The organism is Solitalea lacus, assembly GCF_022014595.1.
GTDB lineage: Bacteria > Bacteroidota > Bacteroidia > Sphingobacteriales > Sphingobacteriaceae > Solitalea > Solitalea lacus.
This window is the reverse complement of record NZ_CP091740.1, coordinates 1,098,840-1,125,746: the sequence shown is the minus strand read 5'-3', so window position 1 is coordinate 1,125,746 and position 26,907 is coordinate 1,098,840. Positions and strand designations below refer to the sequence as shown.

The window sequence follows — 26,907 nt, the reverse complement described above, 5'->3', positions numbered from 1 at the left end:
CATAACTAAACTAAAATCGAAAACATACACAAAACATGATTATAGAACCTAGAATGCGAGGATTTATTTGTTTGACTGCACATCCTAATGGATGTGAACAAAACGTAATAAATCAAATCAACTATGTAAAATCAAAAGGCTTAATTGAAGGAGCAAAAAAAGTATTGGTAATTGGGGCTTCAACTGGTTTCGGATTAGCATCGAGAATTACTGCAGCCTTTGGTTCAAATGCGGCTACGATAGGAGTGTATTTCGAAAAACCACCGCAAGAAGGCAAGACAGCATCTCCAGGATGGTACAACACTGCTGCATTCGAAAAACAGGCTCATCAAGCAGGTTTATATGCAAAAAGCATTAATGGCGATGCGTTTTCAAACGAAATAAAACAACAAACCATTGATCTAATCAAAGCAGATCTAGGTCAGATTGATTTGATTATCTACAGCTTAGCGTCTCCTGTTAGAACTAACCCTAAAACCGGTGTTACTCATCGTTCTGTTTTAAAGCCAATTGGCCAGCCGTTTAGCAATAAAACTGTAGATTTTCATACCGGCGTAGTATCAGATATCACCATTCAACCTTGTACAGAAGAGGATGTTGAAAATACAGTAGCTGTTATGGGCGGTGAAGATTGGGAAATGTGGATTGATGATTTGAAAGCAGCCGGTGTCCTGGCACCGGGAGCAACAACAGTTGCTTACTCGTATATTGGCCCAGCTTTAACGGAGCCTGTATACCGCAAAGGTACCATTGGACGTGCTAAAGATCATTTAGAAGCTACAGCATTTACCATTACTGAAAAGTTAAAAGATATTAATGGTACTGCATACGTATCCGTTAACAAAGCATTAGTAACGCAAGCCAGTTCAGCCATTCCGGTAATTCCTTTATACATTTCTTTATTGTACAAAGTGATGAAAGAAAATAACATCCATGAAGGTTGTATTGAGCAAATCCAACGCTTATTCCAACAGCGTTTGTACAACGGCAGCACAGTACCATTAGATGAAAAAGGCAGAATCCGTATTGATGATTGGGAAATGCGTGAGGATGTGCAGGCTCAAGTTGCTACTTTGTGGGAACAATCAACTACTGAAGCATTACCAGCAATTGGTGATTTAGCTGGTTATAGATCAGATTTCTTAAACTTATTCGGATTTGATTTAGCTAACGTTGATTACAAAGCCGATGTAAGTGAAATGGTAGAAATTCCGGGATTGGTGTAAATATCCCCTGATTTTTCTAATAAATCAAAAACGGTTCATGTTAATTACATGAACCGTTTTTGATTCAATTAAGGATCAGAACCTACATTCCTTCAATTTTAATTGCCATATTACCTTTAGCTAAAACGGTAGCTACAATAGCATTTTCGGTGAGGTAAGTTTTATCTGGACTCAAATTGGAAATTTTACCTTTAACAAATACACCTTTAGTTATTTGATAATTATTTAGGTAAGATTGAGCAGTCTGCATTGACTCCTTCATTTGATCTGCAATAGAGAACTTAGACTGGCTCTCAATCATTTTAGTAAAGGTGCCATGAGCCAACCAATTTGCAGCCTTTATTAACTTATTCTTAGTATCCAATTCAAAGTCTACTTGTTGCAAACTTAATTCCTGTGATTTAGGATCGTAAACAGGAACTCCAGTTAAATAGACAGTCGCATTTAACGAGCCTGAGAGGGTTACTGCAGTAATCAGTTTACCTTGGTTTCCCCACAAATCAATTTGTTCTATTTTAACTTTTTTCTTCCCATCCTGAAATTCAAAAATCTTACCACCCATTGACTGTTGTAAGAGCTTTGCTGCATTTTGATAAGTAACAAAGGAAACCAGGTTAATATTAAACTCATCATTAATTTTGGCAACGTTAAACATTTCGGGTTCAAACTTAGCATTAGTTACAGTTGGTTTCTGCCCTATAGCTGTTTCAATATAGGTTTTTAATCCTAATCCTAATTTGAGCTGCTTATTCACCACTACCGGCTGAGTTGCATAAAATGATTGTGGTTGAAAATTGAGCCAAGTGTTATACTCTTTAGAAACTTCCATAGGGGTAGTAAGTTTTTTCAGGGCACCAACAACCTGCGGCTTAAAATCAACATTCTTTTCAACCTGCTCGTCAACCATTTTAGCAATACGGGTTTTAAACATGCTAATGACGGGGTTTACCAAATAAGTTACCGGTACATCACGTCCTGCAATTTTAACAGTAGGAGACTCGAGCCAATCAACCGAATTGATTTGCGTGGTACTTTGCATTTTCCAGTTAGACACATTCAGTTTTGAAGTAATATTAATATTGGCGGCAAGCTGAACCTCACGAAAATCAGAAAGCTTAATTCCAAGCTTTTCTACCTCCCAGCCAACTTTTGCCCACACTTTTATTGGCATCACAATATTAAACTGATTTCCACTGCCATCAACCTGAATATCACCAACCTTCCAAACCTTAGCCATTACATTGTCCTTATTGTTGTTTTCTAATGAATTATCTTCATACAACAAACCGTTTAGTTGCTTATTAATTTGGGCTTGAATTTCTTTAAGTGACATTTCTACCGGTAGTTGGATGGTTGACAACTCTTTGGTATAAATCACCTTGGTATTGGAATAATCGGCGGCTGGTTTAACTGGCTTAACTGCTGTTGCACAAGCATTTAATAGAAATATCGCTGCAATTAGAAAGGTATTGCGATAATTAGAATGAAACATAGACGTACTAATGATTAAATTATCCTCTTAAAAGACAAGAAATTTTGCGCAAGTATATAACAATTCATCTTTCTTTTAAAATAAAAAGCTATGCTCATCAAGGATTTTACAGACCTGCTAACTCCTTGCAAACCAACAAAAAAACATGAACGATTGAACGGCCCGGAAGAAGACAAATAATAAATTTATTTTTGCACTTAAACCATAAAAGTTTACTCAAATGGCATACAACTTATTAAAAGGAAAGCGCGGTATTATTACCGGTGCACTTGATCAAAACTCAATTGCGTGGAAAGTTGCTGAAAAAGCACACGAGGAGGGCGCTACCTTTGTGTTAACTAATGCCCCTATTGCAATGCGAATGGGCGAAATAAACCTATTGGCAGAGAAAACAAATTCGCAAATTATACCTGCCGATGCTACCAACGTAGATGAATTAACAAATTTGTTTACCCAATCTCAAGAAATTTTGGGTGGAAAAATTGACTTCGTTCTTCATTCAATCGGGATGAGTGTGAATATTCGTAAAAACATCCCATATACGGAGTCAAACTACGATTACTTTATGAAAGGCATTGACGTATCGGCAATGTCATTACATAAAATGTTAAGCGTTGCAAAAAAGTTAGATGCAATTAATGAATGGGGAAGCGTTGTAGCCCTGACCTACATGGCGGCACAACGCACATATCCTTTTTATACAGATATGGCCGATATCAAGGCCATGTTAGAATCAATTGCCCGTAGTTTCGGGTATCATTATGGAGTAGAAAAAAAGGTACGTATCAATACCGTTTCGCAATCCCCAACCAAAACAACAGCAGGCACAGGAATTAAAGGTTTTGGTGATTTTTACGATTATGCCGATGCTATTGCTCCGCTAGGAAATGCAGATGCCGAATCATGTGCTGATTACTGTATCACTTTATTTTCAGACTTGACCCGTATGGTTACCATGCAGAATTTATATCATGATGGCGGTTACTCGTCAACAGGTGTAAGCAATGCCATTATGGAAAAATTGGGTATTGGATAAATAATTAAAATGCAATAAGGCTCCTTTTCAGGAGCCTTTATTGATCTTAAACGAGAAAATATAAAAAACTTATTTAAACGCAATTAATCAGTTAACAAAGTCAGATCTTTATCAGGTTTAGTGAGCTGTAAATCACTAATGGCCTTATACGCGTCGTCTGTAAGGGCCTGAGAAGAAAGCCTTAATCCCCATTTTTTGAAGAAATCACTTAAATCTTTATCAGCAATTTTACAAGCCCTGGTCATAAAATACTTCATCTTGTCGTCATCATTGTTAATTACTGGAGGGTATGAACGAGTGTATTTATGCAATGAAGTATAAAACTGATCTCCAAAAGCAATTTGCAATTGCTGAAACATACACAAGCGTACAAACACATCGGTTACTGGAGATTTATAACGATAAATATCATGACCAGCAGCATCTTTACCATCAGTAGATCCATTAAAATCCTTATCCTCATTAGGTAACTTCAGGTAATCAATAGCTCTACCCCAATCCTTTTCATCTCTAAGACGATTAGTTGTAGGTGCCAAAGAGCGTTGAACAGCTAAACTGTATATATTAACGGTTACTTCTCCCAATGCGCCCCAGGTCCAAGCACTTTGCTGGTGCAGGTGCCCGAGCTCATGCCATGGCCCCCACCCGTTGGTTCCAATTCCTTTAAGTGTTAATAATTTATCCATCTCACTTGCGGTGTATGCCGTTCTTAAGTTCCAAGCGTACATAAAAGCGTTGGGATCATCATGCTCAGTCATCATTATTCTCAACGGACTTTCCTGATGTTCATATGAGGAATTATCCAGCCCGGAAATAACATTTTCTAAATGTGCCACTTCATCAATTTTATTCAGCACCGCATCCTGATCTTCATCTTTATATTGTAATGCCTTGGAAAATGATGAAACGATAAATGCTTTGTCACCGACCAACTGAACATCCGGCACATTATTAAGCTGAGCCAACATACTTAACCATTCCGATTTTTTCGTTTTCCCTTTTATATAGAAAGGAACCGGCTTAAAACCACTAATAAATAACACTTTTGCTTTGGCAGTAGGACTGGAGTTTGCATACCTAATGTACAGTAAACCACCCTGACCTTTCACATCTTTAATCGTATTTTCACCAGCTACCAACTGAATCTCAGGAATACCTGTCGACCAACCTGTTGGCAGAGACAAATACCTTGAGTAAGTACCAATCATTAATTTAGGTAAGCGATTTCCGGCAACCTGTTCAACCTTTATCTTTAATGTTCCATTAGCAGGCAGATAAAAACCTGTAGGTTCAAAATCTGTATGACCGAAGCTATAGCCCAAGCGAACGCGCTCTTTTTCAGCTGAAACCATTTCGGAAACTGTTAATACCGAGTCGACCTTAAAACCTACAAAGGTTACGTTTGACCCAGGATTAGGATTGGGAATCGGATTGGGCTTAACTGGAGCAGGATTTATACTATCATCAGAACAAGACGAAACTGATAATACTAAAAGAAAGGCTAAATAGCCAAAAGTATGTTTAAAAGACATGGTGATTTTCCGTCTTAAGTGGTTTTAATAGATAAAGAAGAAGGGATACTTTTGTATCCCTCCCTCCTTTTTCACTTTATAATTCCAAAAACAATTTGGCTTAAAATTGATAAACAATAAACTCAGACAAAAACGTTGAGGACATATTACCTTCAAGCATCGTAAGTTTTAAATAGCGTACTTCAGTAGGCGCAAGAGGATACTCCTGGTCAGGGTCTTCTGGGTCATACTTATACGGATCAAATATTAGATTATTCCCTAATGTAGTCCATGTTGTACCGTCCAAACTGCCTTCAATCTTAAATTTGGTAAATCCCCTATCGTCCCACTCACGCGTACGTAATGCAATTTTGGTTACCGTTCTTGCAGTGTTCATATCAAACTTTAACCAGTGAGGAAATACTGGCGCTGGTGATTGCCACCTTGAATGCCAATATGTTTCTCCTTTACCATCTAATACTGCCGAAGCTAAACCAGTATTTTCCCCTGGTTGCTCAGAAGAAGCTGTTGCAATCCAACCTGTTCTGTTGGCAAGTTTCTCAGCTACTTTGGCTATAACAAAAGCGGTACTTTTCTCTCGAGTAATAGCATATCCGCCTGCTTGCTGAAGTGTAATTGGCATTAAATATTCTTTACTAGGATTAAATTTATTTGCAATATATTTCAGCGTTAGCTGATTTGAAGTTAACTGACCTGCAGGAATAGTGGCTTCAGTACCTGAAAGTGTATAAGCATTCGTAGGGAATTTCTCATACAAAGGAAGTCCTGCTGCCTGGCGAACTGTATTAACACTATCAAATGCCCTGTCGTTAATTATAAACTTAACAGGTATATCATTTTTTGGATAGCCTAAAGCGCCAAAAGTTGCACTGAAAGTAAACGTGCGTTCTTCATTTGTAAATGGGAGAAGGGATAACTCATTAACTGATGATTTTACCTGACCCATGTACACGAATGCACCTTCTTTAGAATCTGTTAGTTCATTATAAGGTTCCGGAGCTTGCTCACATGCACTTAGTGCTATACTTGCAAGTATAAATGCCGGAGCTAATATTTTTGCTATGTTCATTATAAATCTTTTAGAATTAGTGAATGACTTTAGTTTGACATCATTTTTCAATTAATAAATCTTGAAAGGCATCATGCCTAGATTTAATAACCTGGAAACTGTACCAGTTGCTTATTACGGTCCATTTCCCATTGAGCCATCGGCATAAAATAGAATTTACGTTGCCATGCCGCCCTGGTAAATGCAACAGTACGAGTGTGGAAAGCAGGATCTGACAAAAAGGTGCCCTTTTCAATGTTCATCCCAAAGAACTGACCACCTTGGTTAGATCCTGGTTTATCTGCAATTTTCCAACGTCGAACATCGAAATAACGATGACCGGCTTCAAAGCATAGTTCAATACGTCTTTCTAAACGAAGCTCTTCACGCATTTGATCCTGGCTAATTGTCCCTGTTAATGCAGGTAAACCGGCACGAGTACGAACCTTATTAAGGTATATTAAGATATCTGCATGACCAGGATTTGCTTCATTCAATGCTTCAGCATAATTCAGGTATAACTCAGCCAAACGAATTATCATGGTAGGCCGATACAGCGCTGAGGAATTTATACTAAATGAAGGATTAAGATTTTTGCGAATGACATAGCCTGTTTTAGGAAAATCTCTGGGATGTCCAGCCTTGCCTGAGTTACCTGTATTGAAGAACTCTACACGTGAATTGTTAATCGAACCGGTACTAGCCTTAGCAATGCAAGGATTTACTGCACCATTAAAAGTTACATAAGCGTAAAAACGTGGCTCACGGTTAGTGTACATGGTGTTTGTTCCTGAAACATAGTACTGGTTCCCCGCAGCTGCATAAGTATTTTCATTATATGACGGATTTCCTGTTATTGATGAGCCGTCTTTCATTCTAAAATCATCAACCAAACTTTGAACAACAGAAAGGCCATTCCATCCTGTCCCTTCGGTTGAACGAGGAGCCACATGTGCTTCGTATAACCACATATTGGTTTGTGGTCTTAACCAAATGCCTTCTGTTTTAACACCGTCCCAATACAGGTCACGACAAGATAAAAATGCTGCTCTAAATGGATCAGAGTTTGTCACTTTGTATAAGCTCTTACCTGCACCCTCAGCTGCGTCAATTGCAGCTTTAGCAGCTTCTGCAGCCTGTGACCAACGTGAAGCATCATACGTTTGATTGAATAACTGCTTACCATCCAGATTCTTAAAATCAGCTAGTTCGGTATTCCCGTTAAATAATGGGCTGGCATGATATAACTTAATCTGCGACTCAATAGCCAGTGCAATTAATTTATTAATCCTTCCCGTTTGTAGAGGATCAACAGTACTCTCGCCGTATCGGTAATTAAGCAAGGGTAAATCTTGTTTAGCCAAGGCAATTTCTGACAGAACAAAGCTTACACACTCATCCCATGAACTTCTCGGAATTTGAAGGTTCTCATCTGGTTTTACGGAATGTAAAGGTGCTATAGCAATCGGCCCCAGCTCTTTCATCATCAACCAATAATAATAAGCTCTTAAAAAACGAGCTTCGGCTTTGTATTGGTTGATGATTTTATCACCATTAGCAGCAGATGCGATCTCTTGATTTTTATCAATGTTCTCCAACAAAATAGTCGCTAGACGAATTTTTTCATAATACTCCTCGAATTTCACCGGAGAATTATTGGGGTCAATAGCTCCACTATTGATTAAAGGACTAATCCATTGACTTGCATCAGACTCGTCACTCATTAAAGGATATAGATAGGTGTAACGTATATCCCAAATGTCAGGTACAGAGCTATAAATACCGGCAAGCCACCTTTCAGTTTGAGCACGGTTAGTAAAAACTTCTTCTGTCTTAACAATATCATCAGGAACTGTATCAAAAAAATCTTTCCTGCACCCGGTAATTGTAGTTAATGCTGCACTTAAGGCAAAAACAAAACTTGCTTTTATTAATATCTTTTTCATATGAAGTCAATTATTGAAAGTTTGCACGAACACCTACGTTATAGGTTGATATGTTTGGATACGCAGTACCTCTTCCATCACCTAATTCGGGATCCCAGAATTTCCATTTAGAGAAGGTTAATAAATTGGTTCCATTTACAAATAAGCGTAAGCGTTTTACAGCAATTTTATTCAAAAGGCGTCCATCAAAATTATAACCTAACTCAGCGCTTTTTAAGCGTAAATAGTCGGCACGACGAAGCCACCTGGTGCTTTCGTAATAGTTGGTCGTTGAAGTCACACTTGTTGATAAACGAGGATAGAACGCATTTGGATTAGGATTCTCAGGCGTCCATCTATCAAGAACTGTATCATACATGTTTCCCATAGTTGCTCCCTGAGAGAATGGTGTGGTTGCATAACCGGATGAATAGCTAAAGTCCATCATGCCTGCACCTTGGAAAAACAAACTAACATCAAAGCCTTTGAAACCGGCACCGAAATTTAAGCCATAAATAATACGAGGTGTATTACCCAAGCCAATAGCAGTTTGGTCGTCCATATTGATTATACCATCACCATTCAAATCTTTATATCTGATATCACCTGGTCGTACATCTCCGGTTTGCACAGCTGCATTATCAATCTCATTTTGATCTTTAAACAAACCCAGCGCCACATAGCCAAAACGTTGGCCGATAGAATGGCCAATATGATCTTGATATGGATATTTCCAAGCAGGTCTGCCATCATAAACCGCTAAATTTTTGTTCATATTGAAGGTACCTCTGAAGGTAATGAAGTTTTCAGGAGACCAGTTACGGGTATAATTTAATGAAATATCAATTCCTTTATTCTTTGTCTTACCAACATTGCCAATTGGAGTAACTGCCAAACCAGACATATATGGGATATTGTCATTGGCCAATAAAATACCATTCCTGTTTTCCTTGAACAATTCAACGATCAATTCCAGGTCATTTCTGAAAAGATTCATTTCAAAACCTAAGTTTTGACGATAAGCAGTTTCCCAACGAACATTAGTTCCTATCCAACTTTCATAGAAACCATCAGACCAAGATGGAGTATCGCCAAATGAATATCCACCTCCCTTTTCTATCCTTGAAATATACATGAAACGGTTATTGGGATTATTTACACTTGAGTTCCCGGAAGTACCGTATGAGTAACGCAGTTTTAAATGAGGAATGTATTCGCTTATTGATTTAAAGAACTTCTCATTTGATACTACCCAACCGGCTCCAACTGAGGGGAAAAATCCAAAACGATTAGCAGGCGAAAAGTTTTCGGAACCAGTATAACCGAAATTCGCTTCGGCATAGTATTTATCTTTATAACCATAATTAGCTCTTCCCACAAAACCTCGTTGACGATAAGGGATAGCAGCCACCCAATTCTCTACACGAGCTGTTGCATCGCTATAATCAGACTGATTAACCAGTAACAATGCAGATACATCATGAACCCCAAACTTATTGGCATAGTTTAAAGCTGCTTCCGTATAGAATCGTCTATCACCATAACGCTTAAGATCAAACGATAAGTCTTTGTTGCCTGTGTATGAAAGGTTGGTCACCAAACTGCCATCAGGTCCCCTGCCATCAAGCGCGTTCGCATAATAGGTTGGCAATTTTCTTGTCCTGATTAAATTATTAGTTGCATTAACATCAACTGCAAACATAGCCGAAGCCGATAAGCCCGTAATAATTTGACTCAGATCTTGGTTAACCTTTATATTTGATCGAATCTGGTTTTTATAGGTATTGGTAAAACCTGATTGAGTTAAATACATAAACGGGCTAGCTTCTGTTCCTGACAGTTGAGGCCATTGCCCGTTTGAATATCGTGTGGGAATAATATGCGGTGCAGTTTGTGTTGCAGCATTAAAGATGCCATTTACATTTCCTGAATTATAACCTGGTGCATTAACATTTGAAACGTACCCAGTAATACCTAAGTCTAATTTAGTAGTTTTGGTAACATTAACCCCCACATTACTGGTAAAGTTAAAGCGATCTAACTTTAAGGTAGAATTGTAGGACTGAACTGCATCGCGTTTAAACTGTCCAACCTCTCCAAAATAACCTGCAGATATATAATAGTTCGCATTTTCTGACCCCCCGCTTACATTAAGGGTAAATCGATTATTACGACCATATTTATTAAACATCTCTTTATACCAATTAACGTTTGGATAGATATCAGGGTCAACACCGCTTGCATGTTTTTCTATCTCTTCTTCTGTGTAAAGAGGGTTTTGCCCACGATTTACCAAACCTTCGTTATAAAGGGTCATAAACTGTGGAGCATCCAGAAACTTTGGTAATGAGGTAAACTGTGTAAAAGCCTGGTTAAACTCCGCATTAATTTGCGGCTTACCAACTTTACCTTTTTTGGTGTGTATTAAAATTACACCATTGGCACCACGGGTACCATAAACCGCAGTTGCTGAAGCATCTTTTAACACAGTAAAACTTTCAACATCTTCCGGATCAATATTATTAATCGATCGATCAGGAACGCCATCAACTACCAATAAAGGCCCTTGTGGACTGCTTGCAAAAGTTGCTACACCGCGAATAAAAATCTCTGCACCATCGGCTCCTGGCGCACCGCCTCTTTGAGTGGCCACTATACCAGCCAAACGACCTGCAAGGGCAGTAGAAAGATCTCTTACCGGAACTTTAAGTTCAGAAGGTTTAATTGTAGCCTGCGAACCAACAACACTAACTTTCTTTTGTTTACCGTAGGCAACAACGGCTACTGCTTCAAGTTCTTTTTCATCAGGCATCATTTTTATATTAATGTCGCCTGCTCCTGCGCGAACTGTAATAGTTTGTTTTTTGTAACCTAAAAACGAAAATTCAAGGGTATTACCTACCTCAGCCTGAATAGAGTATTTACCATTTGCATTGGTTACAGCAGCTGTACTAGTTCCTAGAACTCTAATTGTAACGCCAGGTAAAGGCTGACCAGTTTCATCTAATACAGTTCCCGAAATTTTTACTGAAGCAACCACAGTCTCAGGTGCAATAACTTCCTCTACTGCTTTAGGTTGTACAACAACCGTATTTTTAACGATAGTATAAGCTAAAGGTTGATTTTTAAAAATTTGATTTAAGGCATAATCAACACTTACGTTATTAACCTGCACCGAAACAAGCTTTGCATCTTTAAGCACTTCCGTATCATAAAGAAAATTATAGCCTGTTGACTTACGCAAGTTCTTAAATACCTTTTCTAATGAAGTATTTTTCTCAGCTATACTAACTTTTTGCCCACTAGCAAAACTCACCTGCAAAAAGGTAGTAATCATCATAATTAGGGTAAGTTTCATAACCAGTAGGAATTTGAAAATTTTACCATTTGTTTTAAATAACTTTTCAGTATAAAAAATCATACATTTGATAGTTAGGGTTTAAGTAAATAGATTCTTAGTAGGATAAGCATTTAATGAACAACCCCTTTTCAATCAGGGGCATGGCAGTGCTCCTGATTTCTTATTGTTGTTCGTCATATTGTAGAAATCACGGCATAACAATAACTCTCCTTCCTTCAATTTTAAAGTGAACTGAACCTGTTAATTCAAGCATGCTTAAAACATCATTCACATCTTTGAATCGAGATATCGATCCGCCAAATTTTTTGTTTATATTATTTCCTTTGTATTCAATGTCTACATTATACCATCTGGCAATCTTGTTCATTACAGTTTCCAAACTCTCATCATTAAACATGAAATAGCCGTTTTTCCAAGCAATTGCTTCTTCAGTATCTACCTCTACTACACTGATTTTTTCCTGATTCACAATCATTTGCTCCCCAGGCTTTAGCATTCTTGAGTCACTTGAATTAATTAAGCTTGCTTTCACGCTTCCTTCAAGAAGAGTAGTTTTTGTATCCCCATTATCATTATATGCATTAATATTAAAATGGGTTCCAAGTACTTCAACCTGTTGCTTTTGTGTAATTACTTTAAATGGATGAGCTTTGTCTTTGGCTATTTCAAAATAGCCTTCCCCGGCTAACTCCACCTTTCTCTCATTACCATTAAACATTGTTGGAAATCTTAAAGACGAAGCTGCATTGAGCCAAACTTTTGACCCGTCAGGTAAATTTATTTGGTATTCCCCTCCTCTTGGAGTTTCAATAGTATTATAAGATTCGGCTTGAGAACCTTTATTATCAGTAACAGTATATACTAATTTACCTTCAGCTGTTTTGATTACCTTAATACCGCTTTGTTGAGCTATTTCTCCAACATCCACTTTGCTTAGTAATATCGTTGAACCATCCTGAAGCGTTAGCGTAGCCTCATTGCCTCCGGGCTTAATTACATGGTTGGTAGCAATCCTGTTTTTAGAGATAATATTACCTTGTCTCACATAAACCCCAATAGAACAAACTGCTAACACGCAAGCGGCAATGGAAACTTTAACCCAGTGACGATTAAAGAAACTTCTTTCCTTACTATCAATTTCTTTATTAACTCGTTCATAAATAGATGATTGAACTTCTGCATAGTCACCATGTTCATCATCATCCCATTCCTGTCTATTCTTTTGAAATGCCTCGTAATGCTTATACAATAACTCTTGCTCTTTAGGATTTGCCTTTTCCTTTAAGAACTTATCAATTATTTCAATAAATTGTTTTTTATCCATATAAGATTGCGTCTAAATGTATGTACCAAAAAGTGCCAACATCCCCTAACGAAATGAAAGAAAATGTTAACTTTTTATTAATAAAATTTATATTTTTTTGATTATCAGTAGAATAAAAACACCTATCTTGATTAAAATCTAGAAAGTCGGGATTAAATAAAAGAAAGGATATTAGCTGGTTTAAGAAGGTTTAATTAGTACTTAGGAAGTTAATTCCAATTATTAAGCAAAAACAGCGCTACAATGAACAATACATCACCCATGGTTGATCGAATCTGACGTAAGGCTATTGTTAAATGATTTTCGACCGTTTTAGGTGAAATCCCTAATTGTTCAGCAATTTCTTTATTCGATAAATGCTCTTTCCGGCTTAATACAAACACTTGCTGGCATTTTTCCGGCAGTGTTTTTATTGCCTGATCCAATCTGTTTCGGATATCCAGCTCAATTACTCTACTTTCAGAGTTATTCTCATTAAACAACTTTTCTACTTCTTCAAATAGCTCTTCGTGGGCTTTACCATCACGAATTGCTTTAAATACCTGAAAACGAACAGCTGTATACAAATAAGATTGTAGTGTTTGTACCTGGTTAACATGACGCTTTAGCCAAAGTTGTACAAAAATTTCCTGCACAATATCCTCGGCTGCATGCCGGTTTCTCAACAGGTTGAATGCGGAAAGGTAAAGTTTACTCCAGTATTTATTATAAATCGTCTCGAATGCAGATCGATCATCATTACGCATCAAATCCAACAGATCATGATCGGGCCATAATTCCAAATTATTCATATAAAAACATAGAGAATAAACAGTAGAGAGAGTGGGGACTAAGTTATTAAAATTTCAGAGTATAGATAATGGCAATTCATTTTTTTCAATATATTGAATACAATCGCATAATTCAATATCAATAAATCAAAAATAAACACCTATAAACGAAGCATTTGCAATATAAAGTCACCTATCAATTACTCCTGCAACCATTTAATTACCTGCCGTTCCCAGCGTTCCTGCTCCGTTTTAATAATGCCATGGCGAGTTTCATTATCATACTGCTCTTGTAAGCGATTCATATCACGGTAGGATTGTATATATTGATATTGAATAATACTGTCAAAGTCAGCATCATAAGTTGTTGCCATCAAACGTTTTTTTAAGCGTTGGACAATCAAATAGGTAATATCAAAATGTAATTGTTCGTGAGCCAGAGCATAGTCCGTTTGAGCTCCTTTACGCACCCACGAAAAAGGCTTTATAAAATAGGTTTCTAAAACAAGGGCAATTATTGCGGTATCATTATCAAGTTTTATTTTACCGTTGTACCCGAACCCCGTAAATGCTGCGGCAGAATACGAACTGGTTGCTCGAGGTTCGGCCTTAAAATCAGTCCACTTCAATGGCCTATGGCTTGAATAATACAGTGTATCACCATTTTCCCCTCTTCTTTCGTCAAACTCAACTTTATAGTATTTAACGGCTTGTTTAAGATTAGCTACGTCAGACTGAGCAGTTCCATCCAATGCACTACAAAGCAGCATCGAAACTATTGATATTATTCTCCATTTAACGGTCATTCACTGTCTGAAATTTAAATAGAATTACATTAATTTATTCAACTAACTGATTATTAACAAATACAATTTATCAACCAAAACCAACCTGTTGTGATGGGTTCATTCTTATCAATTGTCATTTACTTATCTTCGCAGCCTATGAGAGCAGTAATACAACGTGTTTCAGAAGCTTCAGTTAAAATTGACGGTATAATTAAAGGCGAAATAAAAACAGGATTCATGGTTTTGCTTGGCATTGAAGAAGCCGACACGCAGGAAGATGTTGAGTGGTTATCTCAAAAAATCGCCAATATGCGTGTGTTTGGTGATGAAAACGGACTTATGAATAAATCATTAGCTGACGTTAGTGGTAATGTTCTTTTGATAAGTCAGTTTACCTTATTTGCATCAACTAAAAAAGGCAACCGACCAGGATTTACTCGCTCAGCTAAGCCCGAAAAGGCCATTCCATTGTATGAGTATTTTATAAAATCCTTGGAAATGTTACTAAACAAAAAAGTTGCTACTGGAGAATTTGGCGCCGATATGAAAGTAAGCCTGGTAAATGACGGTCCTGTTACGATTACAATGGACACTAAAAACAAAGAATAACAACAAGCTAAATGGAGAATAAAGAGATATCAATTAAACAGGCCCAAGAAATGGTTGATCAATGGATAAGAACAACCGGGGTACGCTATTTTAGTGAATTAACCAACATGACAATTTTAACTGAAGAAGTTGGAGAAGTAGCTCGTTTGATGAGTCGATTATATGGAGATCAGTCGTTTAAAGAGAATGAGAAACACAAGGAATTAAGTGATGAATTAGCAGATGTACTTTGGGTATTAATTTGTATTGCCAACCAAACAGGAGTTGATTTAACAGCTGCACTAGAAAAGAATTTTGAGAAAAAAAGTATTCGAGATGCTGAACGCCACAAAAACAATCCTAAGCTGTAAGCCTCAGTTAGGTCTTGAGTTTTTAAAGAGGTCAACTCAAGACTGACCTCATAACTATAAATCTGCTTTTACAATCTTCCCATCTTTAATTACAGGTACTGATTGTAATAAATCAACATTTAAACAAAATTCAATATCTTTCTCGATACCAAGTTTTTTCAATCGTTCGCTATGAGAAGTTTTCTTCATGTATTCATGTAAGTCATCCTTCGCCGCTTGATATAGATCTTCGGCCAAAACTGAAGAATCGCACCAAGTGTCAAATACTTCTTTCAGTTGAGTAACAACAGCACCTGCAAACAAAGTATCTTCAAGGTTAACCTTATTTTTCCATCCTGAACAAAGTAAAAACACATTTTTGTTTTGTTTAACCAGATAATCACACACTGCCGAAAGGTTCAAAAACGATCCTATAACAATTTCATCAGCATTTTTTGATTCATTGATAGCATGAGTTCCGTTTGTGGTGGTTACCACAAGAGTTTTCCCTTCTACCTTTTCTTTGGTATAACTAAATGGAGAATTACCAAAATCAAAGCCGTTTACTACCTCACCGTTACGCTCAGCTCCTAACAAATACCCATTCCCCTGATGCGACAAACACTCTTCCACACTTGCAACCGGAATAATTGCATCGGCCCCATTCTCAATGCCATACGAAATTGAGGAAGTAGCTCTGAAGATATCAATAACAACAACTATACTTCCTTTTAAATCGTAAAGTGGCAATAAGGCAGGAGTCAAACAAACTTCGAGGTGTTTCATTAATTTAAACTAGTAGTAGAACTTAAATAATCGGGTTACGAGTTTCCAATAAAGAATCTGAATTGAGAACTCGTAACCCGATGTCATTAATTAAATTATCTTATAAAAACGGATACTTAACTACTTTGGCTTTCACTTTATTATCGCGAATACCAATAAAAATATCAGTTCCTTCCTTAGCGTTTTCCAAGGTAACATAACCTAATCCAATAGCTTTTTGCATACTTGGTGATTGAGTTCCTGAAGTAACGCGACCTATTTTGGTTCCGGCTGCATCAAAAATTTCATAATCATGACGAGGAATACCACGATCAATCATTTCAAAGCCAACTAATTTATTTTTCAGGCCTGCTTCTTTTTGCGCTTTTAATGCAGCAGAATTGGTAAACTCTTTAGAGAATTTGGTAATCCAACCTAAGCCTGCTTCTAATGGAGAAGTTGTGTCGTCAATATCATTACCATATAGAGCAAATCCTTTTTCCAAACGCAAAGTATCACGAGCGCCTAAACCAATTGGCTTAATACCAAATTCAGCTCCAGCTTCAAAAACTGCATTCCAAATCTGTTCTGCATTTTCATTGTCAAAATAAATCTCAAAACCTCCAGCTCCAGTATAACCGGTTGCAGAAACAACCACATTATCAACACCGGCGAACTTGCCTTTTTTGAAGCTGTAGTATTCCATTGCAGCCAAATCAAAATCTGTCAGCTTTTGCAATGCTGCAACAGCTTTAGGACCTTGTACTGCCAATAAACTGGTTTTATCAGAAATATTGTGCATTTCCACCCCGTTTGTATTGCGCGCAGAAATCCAATTCCAATCCTTCTCAATATTTGATGCATTTACTACCAACATATAGGTTTTCTCGTCAATTCGATAAACCAATAAATCGTCAACAATACCTCCAGTTTCATTAGGCAGGCAAGAATATTGCACTTTTCCGTCAATAAGCTTTGAAGCATCATTTGACGTTACACGCTGAATTAGTTCCAAAGCATTTTCGCCTTTCAAAATAAACTCGCCCATGTGTGATACGTCAAAAACACCCACACCATTACGCACTGTAGCATGCTCATCATTTATTCCTGAGTACTGTACAGGCATGTTATAACCGGCAAAAGGCACCATTTTAGCACCTAATGCAATGTGTACATTAGTTAAAGCAGTAGATTTCATGAAGTTTCGGATTGTAATTTTGCCGCAAAGGTAGCATTCCCAATGGAATTTGCCGATTTGAAATTCAGAGAATTTAAAATTGTACTAATTTTAAAGCCTGGAAACGAATCCTTATCCGTTAAGCTTACCTTTCAATTTGCCTAATGCATCAGCCAAGGTAACTGTAGCAGCGCTTTTATTAATCAGCTCATCAATTTCCTTTTCCTGCTTTTGTAAAGCAGCAATCACGCCTGCCAACCTTAGGTTCATACGTTTTAAGTCTTTAAAATTGATGATAATCCCTTCCTGTTCGCCTTTAGTATTCGTTATATATGAGAAACTTTCCATGTAATTTATATTATAGATATAGCCAACTTTTCATTAAAGTTAGTCACATTATTAAAATTCTAACGATAGTTGTGCCGGCAAGAGCGTAAAGGACATTCTATGATATGCAGTCGGCCCAAACTCTTTTATCGCGTTCCTATGCTTTTGAGTTGGATAACCTTTATTGCTGACCCAATCATATTGTGGATATTCACTATGAATTTTGTTCATAAAATCATCCCTGCAGGTTTTAGCCAAAATTGATGCGGCTGCAATTGAAAAATACTTTGCATCTCCTTTAACAATACAAGCATGCGGTAGTTCATTAAACTTTTTAAACCGATTGCCATCAATAATTAAAAACCCAGGAGGAATGTCCATCTTTTCAACGGCTCTATGCATAGCTAAAAACGAAGCGTTAAGAATATTAATTTCGTCAATTTCGATATTATCAACCATGGCTACTCCGTAAGCTAAAGCCTGTTGTTCAATCACTGTACGCAATTCATAACGTTTGGCTTCAGAAAGCTTTTTTGAGTCATTTAAATCAGCGTGTTCAAAATCTTTGGGCAGTATTACCGCAGCAGCAAACACAGGGCCTGCTAAACATCCTCTGCCGGCTTCATCACAGCCTGCCTCCAACAAATCAGCTTGAAAAAACGACTTCAACATATTTTAATACACCTTAAATGTTAACAAGGTTATATCATCGTCTTGGCGATCCTTGCCTATTAATTTATTGATCTTAGCCATCAGCAAATTGTTTATGCTCTCGGGTTTCAAGTTCTGATGCTCAAATAAAAAGCTGATTAAGTCAACTTCTCCAAACAAATCAGCATGATCATGATCAAGCTCAACAAGTCCATCCGTATAATTAAACAGTAGCGTATCAGTATCCAGTATTTCTTCTCCAACATTAATGAACGGCAAATCTTCAAACACACCAATCATCGTGGTTCCAATTTTAAGTTCTTTAATGTCAGTATTGCTCACCATTAGCGAAGGATTATGCCCGGCGTTTACATATGTTAATTTGCGTGTTTGAATGTTATAATTACCTAAGAACAAGGTAATATGCCTATCGCCATTGGTAAGATTAAAAATAGCTTTATTAGCAGTTGAAAGCAGTAAATCGAGCGGAAGTTTTTGAAATGCCAATGCGCGCAAACTCGCCTGAAAATTGGCCATAAGCAAAGCCGCACTCATTCCTTTACCTGAAACATCGGCTATGCAAAAAATGAATTCGTTTTTATTGAGTTCAAGAAAATCGTAATAATCTCCTCCAATATTTTGTTGAGGAACATACCTGGCTGACATGCTTATCTGCTCATTATCAGGCAACTTTTTTGGAAACAGCATGGTTTGTACTTCAGCAGCCAGTTCGATGTCACGCTCCAGCCGTTCTTGCTGAATACGAATTTCCAACAGGCGTCGGTTTTCAGCGGCAACAATAATGACGTTAATAATTGTTTGAATGAGCTTTACATCAATATCTATTTGATCAATTTCAACATTCTGATAATCACCAATTAACACATAACCAAAGATCTCATTTTTGTATTCAACCGGAATCAGAATTTTGAATTCATGGAGAATATCAGAATCAAAACTATTGATGAAGGTAACCTGTTTATACTCTGAAAGAATACTCACAAGTTCACTTTTCATTTCTGCTGAAAGCTTTTCAACCCCAAAGTAAGAAGGTTGATTCCATTGACCATCAGCATCTCTTGAGAACACCCTTAACTTTCCAATTCTGAGCTGATTACTTAAGATTAACTCATTCATTTGGAAAAGCGCCTCAATAGAATAGTTATTATTAATGGCTCGTGTGATCTCAAGCAGAGAGTTTAATTCTACTTGGCGACGAATTAATAATTCTAGAATTTCTTGATTGGCTTCCTGATTCACGGGATTATTAATAAAGACTTTGGTTTAGCTATAAACTAAAATAACAAAAATCGATTTAAATAATATTAATTACCAGAAGTTTGCTCCTTTACATTAAACGCATCAGTTAAACCTACAGAAACAAGATTAAAGGCGTAAACAATTAACATGATAGCTAAACCTGGCAATGTTGCCAAATATGCAGCATCAATTATTATGTAACCATAATGTTCTTTAATCATTCCTCCCCAGGAAGGAAACGGTGGCTGGACCCCAAAGCCTAAGAAACTCAACCCTGCTTCAAGTAAAATTGCTGAAGCAAAATTAGCAGAGGCCACCACTAAAATAGGTCCTGAAATGTTTGGCAATATGTGTCGGGCGATAATTCGGGTATTGCTGAAGCCCATTGCACGACCTGCCTCAACAAATTCAACTTCCCTTATCCCAATTATTTGTCCACGAACCATACGGGCAACGTCAACCCAAGTGGTTAATCCTATGGCAATAAATACCTGAAAAAAACCTTTACCTAAGGCAAATGATATGGCAATAACAATTAAAAGTGAGGGCAATGACCACACAACATTAATCAGCCAAGAAATAAAGCGATCAATCCATCCCCCAAAATATCCGGCCATTGCACCAAGGGAAATGCCTATTATCAACGAAATAAAAACAGATACAAATCCTACCGACAAGGAAACCCTAGACCCCAAAATCAATCTGCTTAACATATCCCTACCATATAAGTCTGTACCTAGCCAATACTTATGGACAATAATATTCTCTTTAACTATTTTATCCTGCAGATCTTTAACTAAAATAATTTCATTTTGTCCATTGGTTGTTTTAAATGCCAGCTTTTCTCCTTCCTCAACTTCAACTTTCTCACCTTCAGCAATTGGAAACGCAACATGTGCTATCGAAAAACTGCGCACCAACTTTTCGTCGTCACTTACCCCGGTATATTCGTCTATAACAATACTATCTCCTTTAAAACGATAATTATTTATAGGTATATAATCAAAAAAGTCCGGCTGGCCAAATAACAGCTTTTCAAAGACATTCACCGTATCAACATGCTGATTTTTACGAATGGCTAAAAACTGAATGCTAGTCCCGGGATGTTTTGTACTTAATTGAACAGCCATCCTATTGGCCATAGGGGTGTCATCAGGCATTATCAAATACCCTAAAACTGATACAAGTAAAAAAGCAACAATGATAATCAGTCCTAAAACTGATAATTTATTTCGAAGAAAACGCTTCTTGGTTCTAGCCCAAGGAGTTTCTGGAGAATTTACCGAAGACATACAGCATCAAATATACCTGAAATAGAAAATATGCCTAATTATTTTAATCTTAAATTACAGGTTGTTTATTGTACCATTCTCCCTTTCCATTCGTATTGTTTAGCTTGCCCTGCAAAACCGATATAAACAATATAAAACAGGTGAATAAAAGCAACTATTGGAAAATAAATGACCAGGTTAAGTTTTTTCAAAAATTTTGCCACCGGGAATACCCATATTAAATCGATCATGCATTTGAATAAAAATACATAAGCGAAAACCTGAGCAAAATGTATATTAAAAACACCTAGAAGAAGGTTTAAAAGCAACGCTACATAAAAGAAAAAAATGGAAACGCCAATAACCACCATTGCTTGATTTTTATAGCGGGTGCTTTTGGAGGCCCAACGGCGACGTTGTGCAATAAATTCTTTTATTGTAGGCTTAGCGTGAGTATAAACAACTGCATCGCGCGACTTCAAAAACTTAACCTTATCAGGATAGGCAGAAAGCATTTTATGCAACAGCAATTCATCATCGCCCGAAGCAATATGATCAATACCTAAAAATCCCCCTACCTCAAAAAAAGCTTTTTTTTCATATGCCAGATTAGCCCCATTGCAACTACCTGCGCTTTTATTAGCTATAGAAGCAGCCCCAAGACTTATCAAGCACATAAATTCCAAGCTCTGCAATTTTTCAAAAACTGATTGCTCTTCAAAATATGCAACCGGAGAAGAAATCATTTTACTACCGGTTTGCTCATATTCATTCACAATGGAACTAATCCAATTTTTCCCCATTCTGCAATCACCATCAGTAGTAATAATTAAATCACCGGTAGAAATACTTATTGCGTCTGCAATTGCTTTCTTCTTATAGGAATTAAGTGCAGGATCTGCCTTTAGTTTTATAAGTTTAAGATTTGGAAATTGAATCGCTAATACTACTTCAGCAGTTCTATCAGTTGAGTGATCATCAATAACAATAATTTCCAATAAATCAGCAGGATAGTCTTGTGCCACTATATCACCAACACACTTACCAATCATCTTCTCTTCATTGCGAGCAGGAATAATTACACTAACCTTTGTTTGAGGGGATCCTTTGTGAATTGCTGGTTTATTAATTCTTCTCCAACCAATAATAAAGCTACCAGCAATAATAAAATATACAAACGTTAAAAAGTAGGTTAAAATATCAATCAGTAGTTGCACCAAAAAAATTCGCTTTTAAAACAAAATAAACACCTAGTAATGACGGGATTATTAGATTGAGAAGCCATACCCCAAAAGCCGCAGCCAACACATTTACCGCTTCCGCATCTCCAACTAAAAATCCAAAGAAATAAGTGGCTGCTGCACCTCTTATCCCTATATCAAAGAATGCGAAGGTAGGCAAAATTGATTGAACCATATAAATTACACTTATCAGCACCATGCAAATGGGGTAGGTTACCTGAGGAATAAACAGGTTGATAAGTAAATAATATTGCATAGAAAAAATCAGATAGCGAAGAAAACTCATGCCAAAAACAGTCAGCAATTCACTCTTGTCGTATCTTAACAATACACGAAAATTCTTTTTAAACTTATGTAAAAATGAAAATGAATCGAGGATAACATAGAACCACTTGATATTTAATAGCAATAACAACATACCAATACTGAACAGGATGGCTGCAAAAATTATAGATCCTAAAATCACCTTGCTTACGGGAACGAAAATAGCTACAAAAATGGCCAAGCCTATTGCTCCCATCACATTAGTAACCATCATCTGGCTGAACGCCCCTACCCCCATTGCCAGAGCCCCTCTAACTCGATTTTCAGGTGTAAGGTAAAGCACCCGGCCTCCAAACTCTCCTATTCGGCTTGGGGTAAAGGCTGCTAGTGTTAATCCGGCTAGTAAAGATTCAACTGTTCTTTTCCATGAAAGTGATTCAACTTTCTTTACCAAATAATGCCATTTAAGCGTTTCAACCAATATATTCAAATAGGCCAGGTAAATGACCAATAAAAAATATGAAATGACCCGTCCGTCCAATGCTTGGTTTGTAAATGCATCAATTTTTTTTATAGATTCTGGATTTGTGATTTTGCTATAAACAAACCAACAAGTTAAAATCAGAATTAGAACTTTTAAAGAGATTCCAAGAATCTTTCTGGAAACAGGCATGCTTTATGGAGAGTATTTTTAATTTAAAATAAAATTCAAATATCCTTATATTTTTAAACTTAGCCGCTATCTATTTTGAGTGTAACGAAAATTTCAGGTAATTCGTGTTTTAAAAAAAGAATAAGTGAACGACAAGAACGACAAGAAAGAGCGCATAATTTTAGGAATAGATCCAGGAACTGCTGTTTTAGGTTATGGATTAGTACTTGAAACCCGTAATAAACTTCAACTACTTACTCTTGGCGTTATTCATCTAAAAAAATATGAAAATCACGCATTAAAACTTCGCCGAATTTTTGAGCGAACCTCCATGCTCATAGAAGAGTATAAACCTGATTGTATGGCCCTTGAAGATCCATTTTATGGTAAAAACGTACAAGTTATGCTTAAACTTGGACGCGCCCAAGGGGTAGCTATGGCAGCTGCACTAAGCCGTGATTTGCCAATATTTGAGTATTCACCCAAGAAAATCAAACAATCAATTACCGGTAACGGAAATGCCACCAAAGAACAGGTGGCAGGCATGTTAAAGCAGTTATTGAATTTTAGCGAAACACCTGAGTTTTTAGATGCTACCGATGGTTTGGCTGTAGCCGTTTGCCATTCTTTTCAAAAAACTGGAACAGAAGGCTCCTCAAAGAAAACCTATTCCGGATGGGAAGCCTTTGTAAAAGACAATCAAAAAAGATTGAAATAAGCCATCACTCTTTTTATAGCTCAACAATTAGCTGTAATTATACACTTAATATTTTCTGTAACGTAGCAGCTAACTGTTCCATGCTAGGCGGACTAGGTTTATGGCTGAAATTCATATCACCAATTCTGTTAATTGGAATTAAATGAACATGAGCATGCGGCACTTCTAATCCAATTACAGTAACACCAATACGTTTACAAGGTATTGCTTTCTCAATTTTCTTTGCCACTTGTTTGGCAAAAATCATCATACGGCCCAACAGTTCATCTTCCATATCAAAAAGATAATCTACCTCTTTTTTGGGAATAACAAGGGTATGACCTTCGGCCAATGGTTCAATATCCAAAAAAGCCAAAAACTCATCGTTTTCTGCCACTTTAAATGCCGGTATCTCACCAGCAACAATTCTTGAGAAGATAGAAGCCATTTTTCAATAGAGAGTAAAAAAGTAATGAGTTATAATCCCTGATGATTTTTGAATCAACCTATGAGAACTTATAACTCATTACTTAAGATTTATATATAAACTATTATCTGCTGATTTCGAGAATTTCGAACTGCATTGTCCCGTTCGGAACAGTCACGTCGGCAATGTCACCTACTGATTTACCCAACAAGCCCTTTGCAATTGGTGATTGTACTGAAATTTTGCCGGTTTTAAGATCAGCTTCTTTCTCAGCCACCAATTGATAATTCATTACTGTACCGTTCTTAACGTTTTTAATTTTCACTTTAGAAAGCACTAATACTTTTGAAGTATCTAGCTTAGATTCGTCAATCACCCTAGAATTAGCCAGTACTTCTTCCAGTTTGGCGATCTTTAACTCATGTAATCCTTGCGCTTCCTTTGCAGCATCGTATTCTGCATTCTCTGAAAGATCGCCTTTATCACGAGCCTCGGCAATCTGCTTTGAAATCTCAGACCTTCCTTGTGTTTTCAGATGCACTAACTCCTGCTTAAGTTTCTCTAATCCCTCATGAGTTAAATATGTAATCTCTGCCATAATGCAAATAAATTTTTATTGACTGATATAAAAAGAAACAAGACTACTCGTCATTTACTGACGCATAGTCTTGTTATACAATGCTACAAAATTAAAACTTATTTTTCGAATTTTCTATTAACATTTTATAAACAACTGATTAACAATAACAAACAAGAATTGTTCCATTTAATCTTTATTGTTAATAAATCATCTTTATCAAATGAATCTGAAATAATTATTTCTTTTGAGTAGAGTTCCACTCAATAATTTTTTTAGCTAGAACAGCTGAAATTTTTTGGTATGACTCGACACTCCAACCACCAACATGCGGGGATAATAACACATTATCTCGTAGAATTAACTTATCAAACCAGACTTTATCTTCAGCTCTTAGCGGAAATTTTTCTTTCTGCAACACATCTAAACCTGCACCTTTAACTTTGCCGGAGTCGAGAGCCTTCAGCAATCCCGCAATTTTCACAATCTCTCCTCTTGCAGTATTTATAAACCAGATGTTTTTCTTAAATCGGTTAAAGAATTGTTCATCTACCATGAAACGGGTTTCATCAGTTAGAGGTATATGCAAGCTTAAAACATCAGCATATTCAAATAGTTGTTCTAATGAACTTTCCTGCACCCAATTATCTCCAAAATCGGTTTTATATTTATCATAAGCTAAAACCTTTACCTCAAAACCACGTAGTTTTTTGGCAAAGGCTGGCCCCATAAAACCGTAACCTATAATACCGACAGTTAACCCATCCAATTCCCAGCCGCGGTTTCCTTCCCGATCCCAAATTGCATCCCGAACTTCTTTATTCCCCTTTGGAAATTTGTTCATCACAGAAAGTAACATTCCCAACGCATGCTCTCCTACGGCATTGGCATTTCCTTCCGGAGCATTAAACAGCTCTACTTTTCTTTCAAGAGCATAGTCAACGTCAATATTATCCATCCCGGCACCTGCGCGAGCAATGAACTTCAGTTTTGTGGCACGGTCAAATAACTCCTTCTCAACCCTAAATTTTGTACGCACTACCATTCCTTCATAATTGGAAATACACGCGAGCACTTGTTCATAAGTAATTTTGGGTTGGTAATCACATTGAAAACCATTGGCGGCAAGCGCTTCCATTAAAAATGGGTGGGTTTCATCAACGACAAGTACATTCATGAAAATTCTGTTCTTTAATCTAAAACTCTACTCAAGAATTAACTATTGTGAGAATAGCTGCTACCAAATTATTTTTCTAACAGTTGCGTGATATTGACAAAATCTTCAACCGAAAGTTTCTCGGCTCGAAGCTCCAAAACCGATTCATCAATTTTTCCTTTAGGCTGAAATTGGCTTAATGCATTTCGCAATTGCTTGCGGCGCTGGTTAAAGGCAGCTTTAACAACTTGGAAAAACAGTTTTTCATTACAGCCCAGTTCTGTATTTTCTTTTCGGGTGAGTCTTATTACACCCGAATTTACTTTTGGCGGAGGATTAAACACCCCTGGCTTTACCGTAAATAAATACTCTATCTTATAATAGGCTTGAGTTAAAACGCTTAAAATACCATATTCTTTACCTCCAGGTTTGGCTGCAACCCGTTCTCCCACTTCTTTCTGAAACATCCCCACCATTTCGGGTACCATTGCCCTATTCTCTATTATTTTGAAAATAATCTGCGAAGAAATATTGTAAGGAAAATTACCTATGATAGCAAACTGCTGCTGAAATACTTTTGAAAAATCCATTTCCAAAAAATCACCATGAATAATACGGTCTTTCAATTCGGGATATTTCTTATGTAAAAACTCAATTGATTCTCCATCAATATCAATTAATGAGGTTTTATATTCCGTTTTCTTAACCAAGAAATCAGTTAAAACACCCATCCCCGGACCAACTTCAAGCACTTCAGAAAAGCCAATTTCAGGCCGCAAGCTTTCTACTATTTTTTGTGCAATATTTTTATCTGTTAAAAAATGCTGACCTAAATGTTTTTTGGCTCTTACTAGTGACATACAACTATTTTAATGGCGATTAAACTACCTATTTTAAATTTATAGTCATTATTTTTCTGTTTCAACCATTACCAGTATTAAATTCGTATCTCATTTCTGATAACTGATAACAGATTACTTTTATCTTATAACTTTGTAGTTT

At 36.9% G+C, this 26,907-nt stretch carries 25 protein-coding genes; 5 read left to right on the top strand and 20 right to left on the bottom strand.

Translation table 11 applies throughout. The annotated features are described in order from the left end of the window. Window positions 1-35 precede the first annotated feature (35 nt). Window positions 36-1,226: an enoyl-ACP reductase FabV gene (gene fabV / locus L2B55_RS04805; protein WP_237849150.1), complete on the top strand. Its 1,191-nt coding sequence runs from the start codon at window positions 36-38 to the stop codon at window positions 1,224-1,226. Between the two features lie 82 nt (window positions 1,227-1,308). On the opposite strand, the gene L2B55_RS04800 is transcribed toward fabV, so the two are convergent. Next, window positions 1,309-2,718 (bottom strand): DUF4403 family protein, encoded by a 1,410-nt coding sequence (locus L2B55_RS04800; RefSeq protein ID WP_237849149.1) that lies wholly within the window; start codon window positions 2,716-2,718, stop codon window positions 1,309-1,311. A 220-nt stretch (window positions 2,719-2,938) separates the two neighbouring features. On the opposite strand from L2B55_RS04800, the gene L2B55_RS04795 reads away from it, so the two are divergent. Beyond that, entirely contained in the window at window positions 2,939-3,754 is an 816-nt protein-coding gene (locus L2B55_RS04795) for an enoyl-ACP reductase FabI (RefSeq protein WP_237849148.1), read from the top strand. Window positions 3,755-3,837: 83 nt separating this feature from the next. On the opposite strand, the gene L2B55_RS04790 is transcribed toward L2B55_RS04795, so the two are convergent. From L2B55_RS04790 to L2B55_RS04760, 7 genes are all read right to left on the bottom strand, one after another. Beyond that, window positions 3,838-5,286: a M60 family metallopeptidase gene (locus tag L2B55_RS04790; RefSeq protein ID WP_237849147.1), complete on the bottom strand. Its 1,449-nt coding sequence runs from the start codon at window positions 5,284-5,286 to the stop codon at window positions 3,838-3,840. A 100-nt stretch (window positions 5,287-5,386) separates the two neighbouring features. Further along, window positions 5,387-6,355, bottom strand: a complete 969-nt coding sequence (locus L2B55_RS04785; RefSeq protein ID WP_237849146.1) for a discoidin domain-containing protein — start codon at window positions 6,353-6,355, stop codon at window positions 5,387-5,389. An 83-nt stretch (window positions 6,356-6,438) separates the two neighbouring features. Next, on the bottom strand, window positions 6,439-8,280 hold the full coding sequence (locus L2B55_RS04780) for a RagB/SusD family nutrient uptake outer membrane protein (RefSeq protein ID WP_237849145.1): 1,842 nt from the start codon (window positions 8,278-8,280) through the stop codon (window positions 6,439-6,441). 10 nt (window positions 8,281-8,290) lie between these two features. Continuing rightward, complete coding sequence (locus tag L2B55_RS04775) at window positions 8,291-11,617, bottom strand: SusC/RagA family TonB-linked outer membrane protein (protein ID WP_237849144.1); 3,327 nt, start codon at window positions 11,615-11,617, stop codon at window positions 8,291-8,293. A 190-nt stretch (window positions 11,618-11,807) separates the two neighbouring features. Next, window positions 11,808-12,944 (bottom strand): FecR family protein, encoded by a 1,137-nt coding sequence (locus L2B55_RS04770; RefSeq protein WP_237849143.1) that lies wholly within the window; start codon window positions 12,942-12,944, stop codon window positions 11,808-11,810. A 209-nt stretch (window positions 12,945-13,153) separates the two neighbouring features. Further along, window positions 13,154-13,735, bottom strand: coding sequence for an RNA polymerase sigma-70 factor (locus L2B55_RS04765; protein ID WP_237849142.1), 582 nt, complete (start codon window positions 13,733-13,735; stop codon window positions 13,154-13,156). A gap of 179 nt (window positions 13,736-13,914) precedes the next feature. After that, the gene (locus tag L2B55_RS04760) at window positions 13,915-14,484 is read right to left on the bottom strand and encodes a DUF922 domain-containing protein (RefSeq protein WP_237849141.1); all 570 of its coding nucleotides are present in this window, start codon (window positions 14,482-14,484) and stop codon (window positions 13,915-13,917) included. A 174-nt stretch (window positions 14,485-14,658) separates the two neighbouring features. Here L2B55_RS04760 and dtd point away from each other — a divergent pair, with 174 nt between their 5' ends. Both dtd and L2B55_RS04750 read left to right on the top strand, forming a co-directional pair. Continuing rightward, window positions 14,659-15,111, top strand: coding sequence for a D-aminoacyl-tRNA deacylase (gene dtd / locus L2B55_RS04755; protein ID WP_237849140.1), 453 nt, complete (start codon window positions 14,659-14,661; stop codon window positions 15,109-15,111). A gap of 26 nt (window positions 15,112-15,137) precedes the next feature. Then, window positions 15,138-15,461 carry a nucleotide pyrophosphohydrolase gene (locus L2B55_RS04750; RefSeq protein WP_237850269.1) on the top strand — a complete coding sequence of 108 codons (324 nt, stop codon included), beginning with the start codon at window positions 15,138-15,140 and terminating at the stop codon, window positions 15,459-15,461. A gap of 54 nt (window positions 15,462-15,515) precedes the next feature. On the opposite strand, the gene L2B55_RS04745 is transcribed toward L2B55_RS04750, so the two are convergent. The 8 genes from L2B55_RS04745 to L2B55_RS04710 form a co-directional block, all read right to left on the bottom strand. After that, window positions 15,516-16,226, bottom strand: a complete 711-nt coding sequence (locus L2B55_RS04745; protein WP_237849139.1) for a 2-phosphosulfolactate phosphatase — start codon at window positions 16,224-16,226, stop codon at window positions 15,516-15,518. Between the two features lie 100 nt (window positions 16,227-16,326). Further along, the gene (gene gcvT / locus L2B55_RS04740) at window positions 16,327-17,403 is read right to left on the bottom strand and encodes a glycine cleavage system aminomethyltransferase GcvT (protein ID WP_237849138.1); all 1,077 of its coding nucleotides are present in this window, start codon (window positions 17,401-17,403) and stop codon (window positions 16,327-16,329) included. A gap of 111 nt (window positions 17,404-17,514) precedes the next feature. Beyond that, the gene (locus L2B55_RS04735; protein WP_237849137.1) at window positions 17,515-17,730 is read right to left on the bottom strand and encodes a hypothetical protein; all 216 of its coding nucleotides are present in this window, start codon (window positions 17,728-17,730) and stop codon (window positions 17,515-17,517) included. Window positions 17,731-17,781: 51 nt separating this feature from the next. Next, the gene (locus L2B55_RS04730; protein WP_237849136.1) at window positions 17,782-18,381 is read right to left on the bottom strand and encodes a ribonuclease HII; all 600 of its coding nucleotides are present in this window, start codon (window positions 18,379-18,381) and stop codon (window positions 17,782-17,784) included. A 3-nt stretch (window positions 18,382-18,384) separates the two neighbouring features. Continuing rightward, window positions 18,385-19,620, bottom strand: a complete 1,236-nt coding sequence (locus L2B55_RS04725; RefSeq protein WP_237849135.1) for a PP2C family protein-serine/threonine phosphatase — start codon at window positions 19,618-19,620, stop codon at window positions 18,385-18,387. A 65-nt stretch (window positions 19,621-19,685) separates the two neighbouring features. After that, window positions 19,686-20,912, bottom strand: a complete 1,227-nt coding sequence (locus L2B55_RS04720) for an ABC transporter permease (RefSeq protein ID WP_237849134.1) — start codon at window positions 20,910-20,912, stop codon at window positions 19,686-19,688. A 65-nt stretch (window positions 20,913-20,977) separates the two neighbouring features. Continuing rightward, window positions 20,978-22,108 carry a glycosyltransferase family 2 protein gene (locus L2B55_RS04715; protein ID WP_237849133.1) on the bottom strand — a complete coding sequence of 377 codons (1,131 nt, stop codon included), beginning with the start codon at window positions 22,106-22,108 and terminating at the stop codon, window positions 20,978-20,980. Next, window positions 22,092-23,069, bottom strand: coding sequence for a lysylphosphatidylglycerol synthase domain-containing protein (locus L2B55_RS04710; protein WP_237849132.1), 978 nt, complete (start codon window positions 23,067-23,069; stop codon window positions 22,092-22,094). The genes L2B55_RS04715 and L2B55_RS04710 overlap by 17 nt, the downstream gene beginning before the upstream one ends. 124 nt (window positions 23,070-23,193) lie before the next feature. On the opposite strand from L2B55_RS04710, the gene ruvC reads away from it, so the two are divergent. Continuing rightward, window positions 23,194-23,766, top strand: coding sequence for a crossover junction endodeoxyribonuclease RuvC (ruvC, locus tag L2B55_RS04705; RefSeq protein ID WP_237849131.1), 573 nt, complete (start codon window positions 23,194-23,196; stop codon window positions 23,764-23,766). Window positions 23,767-23,803: 37 nt separating this feature from the next. Here the strand turns inward: ruvC and L2B55_RS04700 are convergent, their stop codons facing one another. The 4 genes from L2B55_RS04700 to rsmA all read right to left on the bottom strand — a co-directional run bounded on the left by L2B55_RS04700 (window position 23,804) and on the right by rsmA (window position 26,765). Continuing rightward, window positions 23,804-24,193, bottom strand: coding sequence for an HIT family protein (locus L2B55_RS04700; RefSeq protein ID WP_237849130.1), 390 nt, complete (start codon window positions 24,191-24,193; stop codon window positions 23,804-23,806). 103 nt (window positions 24,194-24,296) lie between these two features. Then, entirely contained in the window at window positions 24,297-24,770 is a 474-nt protein-coding gene (gene greA, locus L2B55_RS04695; RefSeq protein ID WP_237849129.1) for a transcription elongation factor GreA, read from the bottom strand. Between the two features lie 217 nt (window positions 24,771-24,987). Continuing rightward, window positions 24,988-25,926, bottom strand: a complete 939-nt coding sequence (locus L2B55_RS04690; protein ID WP_237849128.1) for an NAD(P)-dependent oxidoreductase — start codon at window positions 25,924-25,926, stop codon at window positions 24,988-24,990. 68 nt (window positions 25,927-25,994) lie between these two features. Next, the gene (gene rsmA, locus L2B55_RS04685) at window positions 25,995-26,765 is read right to left on the bottom strand and encodes a 16S rRNA (adenine(1518)-N(6)/adenine(1519)-N(6))-dimethyltransferase RsmA (protein ID WP_237849127.1); all 771 of its coding nucleotides are present in this window, start codon (window positions 26,763-26,765) and stop codon (window positions 25,995-25,997) included. Window positions 26,766-26,907: the final 142 nt, after the last annotated feature.

What these genes read in the sequence shown, in the direction of transcription:
- fabV (WP_237849150.1), top strand. Translation starts at nt 36, where the DNA reads ATGATTATAGAACCTAGAATGCGAGGATTTATTTGTTTGACTGCACAT.
- L2B55_RS04800 (WP_237849149.1), bottom strand. Translation starts at nt 2,718, where the DNA reads ATGTTTCATTCTAATTATCGCAATACCTTTCTAATTGCAGCGATATTT.
- L2B55_RS04795 (WP_237849148.1), top strand. Translation starts at nt 2,939, where the DNA reads ATGGCATACAACTTATTAAAAGGAAAGCGCGGTATTATTACCGGTGCA.
- L2B55_RS04790 (WP_237849147.1), bottom strand. Translation starts at nt 5,286, where the DNA reads ATGTCTTTTAAACATACTTTTGGCTATTTAGCCTTTCTTTTAGTATTA.
- L2B55_RS04785 (WP_237849146.1), bottom strand. Translation starts at nt 6,355, where the DNA reads ATGAACATAGCAAAAATATTAGCTCCGGCATTTATACTTGCAAGTATA.
- L2B55_RS04780 (WP_237849145.1), bottom strand. Translation starts at nt 8,280, where the DNA reads ATGAAAAAGATATTAATAAAAGCAAGTTTTGTTTTTGCCTTAAGTGCA.
- L2B55_RS04775 (WP_237849144.1), bottom strand. Translation starts at nt 11,617, where the DNA reads ATGAAACTTACCCTAATTATGATGATTACTACCTTTTTGCAGGTGAGT.
- L2B55_RS04770 (WP_237849143.1), bottom strand. Translation starts at nt 12,944, where the DNA reads ATGGATAAAAAACAATTTATTGAAATAATTGATAAGTTCTTAAAGGAA.
- L2B55_RS04765 (WP_237849142.1), bottom strand. Translation starts at nt 13,735, where the DNA reads ATGAATAATTTGGAATTATGGCCCGATCATGATCTGTTGGATTTGATG.
- L2B55_RS04760 (WP_237849141.1), bottom strand. Translation starts at nt 14,484, where the DNA reads ATGCTGCTTTGTAGTGCATTGGATGGAACTGCTCAGTCTGACGTAGCT.
- dtd (WP_237849140.1), top strand. Translation starts at nt 14,659, where the DNA reads ATGAGAGCAGTAATACAACGTGTTTCAGAAGCTTCAGTTAAAATTGAC.
- L2B55_RS04745 (WP_237849139.1), bottom strand. Translation starts at nt 16,226, where the DNA reads ATGAAACACCTCGAAGTTTGTTTGACTCCTGCCTTATTGCCACTTTAC.
- gcvT (WP_237849138.1), bottom strand. Translation starts at nt 17,403, where the DNA reads ATGAAATCTACTGCTTTAACTAATGTACACATTGCATTAGGTGCTAAA.
- L2B55_RS04735 (WP_237849137.1), bottom strand. Translation starts at nt 17,730, where the DNA reads ATGGAAAGTTTCTCATATATAACGAATACTAAAGGCGAACAGGAAGGG.
- L2B55_RS04730 (WP_237849136.1), bottom strand. Translation starts at nt 18,381, where the DNA reads ATGTTGAAGTCGTTTTTTCAAGCTGATTTGTTGGAGGCAGGCTGTGAT.
- L2B55_RS04720 (WP_237849134.1), bottom strand. Translation starts at nt 20,912, where the DNA reads ATGTCTTCGGTAAATTCTCCAGAAACTCCTTGGGCTAGAACCAAGAAG.
- L2B55_RS04710 (WP_237849132.1), bottom strand. Translation starts at nt 23,069, where the DNA reads ATGCCTGTTTCCAGAAAGATTCTTGGAATCTCTTTAAAAGTTCTAATT.
- L2B55_RS04700 (WP_237849130.1), bottom strand. Translation starts at nt 24,193, where the DNA reads ATGGCTTCTATCTTCTCAAGAATTGTTGCTGGTGAGATACCGGCATTT.
- greA (WP_237849129.1), bottom strand. Translation starts at nt 24,770, where the DNA reads ATGGCAGAGATTACATATTTAACTCATGAGGGATTAGAGAAACTTAAG.
- L2B55_RS04690 (WP_237849128.1), bottom strand. Translation starts at nt 25,926, where the DNA reads ATGAATGTACTTGTCGTTGATGAAACCCACCCATTTTTAATGGAAGCG.
- rsmA (WP_237849127.1), bottom strand. Translation starts at nt 26,765, where the DNA reads ATGTCACTAGTAAGAGCCAAAAAACATTTAGGTCAGCATTTTTTAACA.